This is a genomic window from Rhodothermales bacterium (genome assembly GCA_013002345.1).
Taxonomy (GTDB): domain Bacteria; phylum Bacteroidota; class Rhodothermia; order Rhodothermales; family JABDKH01; genus JABDKH01.
The window spans coordinates 1-3,884 of sequence record JABDKH010000206.1 but is presented as its reverse complement, the minus strand read 5'-3'; the positions used below and the strand labels follow the sequence as shown (position 1 = coordinate 3,884).

General features: G+C 57.7%; 4 protein-coding genes. 2 read left to right on the top strand and 2 right to left on the bottom strand.

All coding sequences use genetic code 11. The annotated features are described in order from the left end of the window. A partial coding sequence (locus HKN37_10785; GenBank protein ID NNE47134.1) for a M28 family peptidase occupies window positions 1–1,334 on the bottom strand: 1,334 nt, incomplete at its 3' end. 104 nt (window positions 1,335–1,438) lie between these two features. Continuing rightward, the gene (locus HKN37_10780) at window positions 1,439–2,371 is read right to left on the bottom strand and encodes a DUF58 domain-containing protein (GenBank protein NNE47133.1); all 933 of its coding nucleotides are present in this window, start codon (window positions 2,369–2,371) and stop codon (window positions 1,439–1,441) included. Between the two features lie 133 nt (window positions 2,372–2,504). On the opposite strand from HKN37_10780, the gene pyrR reads away from it, so the two are divergent. Beyond that, window positions 2,505–3,077 (top strand): bifunctional pyr operon transcriptional regulator/uracil phosphoribosyltransferase PyrR, encoded by a 573-nt coding sequence (pyrR, locus tag HKN37_10775; protein NNE47132.1) that lies wholly within the window; start codon window positions 2,505–2,507, stop codon window positions 3,075–3,077. Window positions 3,078–3,133: 56 nt separating this feature from the next. Beyond that, on the top strand, window positions 3,134–3,884 hold a 751-nt coding region (locus HKN37_10770; GenBank protein ID NNE47131.1), incomplete at its 3' end, for an aspartate carbamoyltransferase catalytic subunit.

Here is a 3,884-nt window from a genome sequence, read left to right as displayed (position 1 = left end):
ACCGTGGGTTCAACGTCAGCGAAATAAGCTGATCCTAGAAGTCCTTTTTCTTCGCCGGTAAAGTTGACGAACAAGATCGATCGTCGCGGGCCATGTCCATCCTCCTTTGCCCGCATGAATGCCTCAGCGATCTCGAGCAGGGCAACGGTGCCCGACCCGTCATCGTCGGCTCCATTGTTTACCGTATCGCCGTCTTTGGAGCCCGACGCCAGCCCGATATGGTCGTAGTGCGATGAGATCAACACGACCTCGTTCTTGAGAACCGGATCTGATCCCTCGACAAGCGCCAGAACATTCTCCGTTCCAAGTTCGTCGCCTCCGTTCGAGAGTGTGCTGCTTACGACAACGTCCGGGACGGCGAACACGACCGGTGCTACAGATTCTCCGATCTGTGCCCTCAAGTCCTCGATCGATTTGCCTGACGATTCCAGCATCTTGTCTGCAAGTTCGCTCGAAATGACGAAGAACGGTGGATACTGCGTGGACGACTCGGAGGCCTTCAGCGAGAGCGAGCCCACACCGTCAAGCTGTGCCAGCTGCTCCTTGGCCGCCTGCTTAACGGACTTTTCCGCGGCCGGCCCGGCGTCACCCACAATGAGGATGCCCTTTGGCAAGCCTCGCTGAAACATGGCGTTGAACTTCAGATTGGGCTGTTGAGTCCACGTAGAGGGCTTGCCATCCTCGGTCGGAAGCAGACTCGTTTCGGCGTCGGCGAGTGGCTCGTCCCGCAGAATCATAAGCCATCCGTCAGTGTAAACGAGGCCGGCAGCTTGCATCGCCTCGTAGTCATCGTAGGCAAGCTCTTTGTCCGAGATACCATAGCCGCCAAAGACAAGAGATCCGCTAACCTCGGGCATGTTGCCGAAAGCGAGATACGAATTCCCGTCCATCTCGGTCTTGCCGAAGACCGAACTCGCAAGGACGTTGCCGGCCCGTGTCGCAGTCAGGCTAGCCTTTTGAAGGCGCTGCGAGAAGACCGGGAACGGCTGCAGGTATGCACCGAGTACATCTTCCTCTGAGGCTGCGGTCCCTTTCGGCGAAAGACCCATTCGGCGATACTGGGATGCCAGATAGTGCGCCGCGAGCTTCTGGCCTCTGGTCGTGGTTTCCCGTCCTTCAAAAAGGTCGGACGCCAGCAGATATAGGTGGGAGGCAAGTTCGTTCGCCGTGATGGTCGACTGATAGTCACTGACAAGGGCCGGCTGTTCGAAGACGGTCGGGGTGTTGCCGGCACTTGCTGGAGGTGCGGATGCCTGTCCAATCGCGCTTACGGAGATGGACAGCGTGAAGAGTAAGGAGAGAACAAGCGAGCGGTCAGCGGATTGTGAGGCCATGGTCTGAAGAAGTATTTGCGGGTATAGCAGTGGATTGATAATAGTCAGATTCGCCGAATACGGAGAAGCGAATCTTTGGATGCACGCGGGATATCACCAGGCTGTCAGGTCAGTCTACGCCTCTTGTTGAGGTAAGCCAGGAGAGCGGTGTCGTACGGTTCTTCCGTATCGATCTCGACAAAGTCGATATTGTACTCCCTGCATCGAAGGCGAAATCGATCGCTGAAGAGCTTCAATGATTCGCGATAGTTTTCACGTAGTTGTGCGGGCTGAAGCGTGATTTCCTCGCCCGTCTCCATGTCACGAAAGACGGTCGGGACGTTTGGAAAATCAAACCGGCGCTCGCTGCTGCTTTCGAGCACGTGGAATACGAGCACCTCGTGTCCGCGATAGCGGAGATGTCTCAGCGATTTCAAGAGGGCATCGTGTGAGTCGAGATTCTCGAACAGATCCGTGATGAGGACCACGAAGGAGCGCCGATAGATCCGCTCGGCAATCTCCGCAAGTGCGGTTGCAGCGGCAGTACTTCGTTCGCCCGGGGATGACGACAGGATCTGCTCCAGCTTGCCCAGGAGCTGTCGGATGTATCGGCTCGTGCTTCGGGGCGGCAGATAGGTGTGAATCTTGTTGTCGAACGCGATCAGGCCTGTCGCGTCGCGCTGTTTCATCATCAGATAGTGCAGCGCAGCCGCCAGGTATGTGCCGTACTCGAGCTTGCTCATGCGACCCGATCGCCGGTAGTGCATCGACGTCGACGTGTCCAGCACGATGTAGTGGCGGAGGTTCGTTTCCTCCTCGTACTGCTTCACGTAATGACGATCGGTCTTCGCGTAAACCTTCCAGTCCACATGCCGGAGTTCATCTCCCGGATTGTAGGGACGATGCTCGGCGAATTCGACAGAGAAACCGTGATAAGGACTCCGGTGAAGCCCCGTCATGAAGCCCTCCACAATCAGCCGTGCTCGCAGCTCCATGTTGTCGAGACGCGACACCACAGCGGGATCAAGAAAGCGGAGAGCGGTGTCCTGGGCAGGCATGTGCGAGTCGGTCGTGGCGTAAACGTACTGAACGAGGCAGAGTGCCGGCGGATCCGGCGGGAATGAGGGTGTTCCGCGTGAATCATTAGTGCGTGGGACGTTCGAAAACGGGAAAACATGTAACTTCTGATTTATGGAGCCGCAGGATATTGTCAAAGCCCAGCTAATGACGGAGGATGATCTGAACCGCACCCTCGACCGGATGGCGCGGCAGATCGTAGATGTGCTGGATGTGCGGCCCGACACCGCCTCGAATTTCGGTGTGATCGGAATGCAGACGCGCGGCGTGTACCTGGCGAGACGCCTGTGCGATCGAATTCTGGCCGTGGAAGGCATTCACGTCGAATCGGGCGTTCTTGACGCTACGATGTATCGGGACGACTTCCGGATGCGCATGAAGCAGCCGGTCGTTCGGTCTACCGACATCCCGTTCGACGTCTCCGGCCGCCACATCGTGCTTGTTGACGATGTGCTGTACACCGGCAGAACAGTGCGGGCGGCGTTGGACGCGCTCATGGACATGGGTCGCCCGGCGTCTGTGACACTCCTCGTGGTTGTTGACAGAGGTCTGCACGAGTTGCCCGTCCAGGCGGATATCGTCGGACGCCACGTACCCACCATCGAAGGCGAGGAGGTACGCGTCCGGTTATCAGAGATCGATGAATTGAATGGCGTATGGTTGGTGAACAATCCGAAGGCGGCTTGAAATCTCACGCGGGCGTAGCGGTCTTGCCCACAAGCAATGCGGGTATGGAGGATGTGATGGTGTCTGATGTCAGTAGCGAGCAGTTGTTGGCTCTCAGGCATCGCCATTTGCTCGGGCTCGCCACGTACGCTGGTGATGAGATCCAACTCATTCTTGATACGGCGCGGGAGTTTCGCGAAGTACTCGAACGACCGATAAAGCGCGTTCCGACGCTGCGCGACGTCACCGTCGTCAATCTGTTCTTCGAGTCGTCGACACGCACCCGAATATCGTTCGAGCTCGCAGAGAAACGGCTCTCGGCGGATACGGTGAATTTCTCGGCGTCCGCATCTTCTGTGGCGAAAGGGGAGACCCTCAAGGACACGGCGCGCAACATTGAAGCGATGAAGATCGACATGGTGGTGATCCGCCACCGGTCGGCCGGCGCGGCACACTTCCTTACACGCTGCGTCGATTCGGTGGTGATCAACGCTGGCGATGGCGCACACGAACACCCTACGCAAGGCCTTCTCGACCTACTCACCATGTCGGATTCCTTTCGGACCTTCGAAGGCCTGAATGTGTCGATTATCGGAGATATCTCACACAGTCGCGTGGCGCGATCCAACATACACGGCCTGAAGGCGCTCGGTGCCAACGTAACACTTTGCGGCCCAACGACGATGATGCCGTTTGGCATCGAGGCGATGGGCGTCCGCGTGACGCACCGGCTGGACGAGGCGCTTGAAGGTTGTGATGTCGCGATGGCGCTCCGAATTCAACTTGAAAGGCAGGAAGGCGGACTGTTTCCGAGCGTTCGCGAGTATC

Coding starts and splice junctions, on each gene's coding strand:
- HKN37_10780 (NNE47133.1), bottom strand. CDS start 2,371: ATGCCTGCCCAGGACACCGCTCTCCGCTTTCTTGATCCCGCTGTGGTG.
- pyrR (NNE47132.1), top strand. CDS start 2,505: ATGGAGCCGCAGGATATTGTCAAAGCCCAGCTAATGACGGAGGATGAT.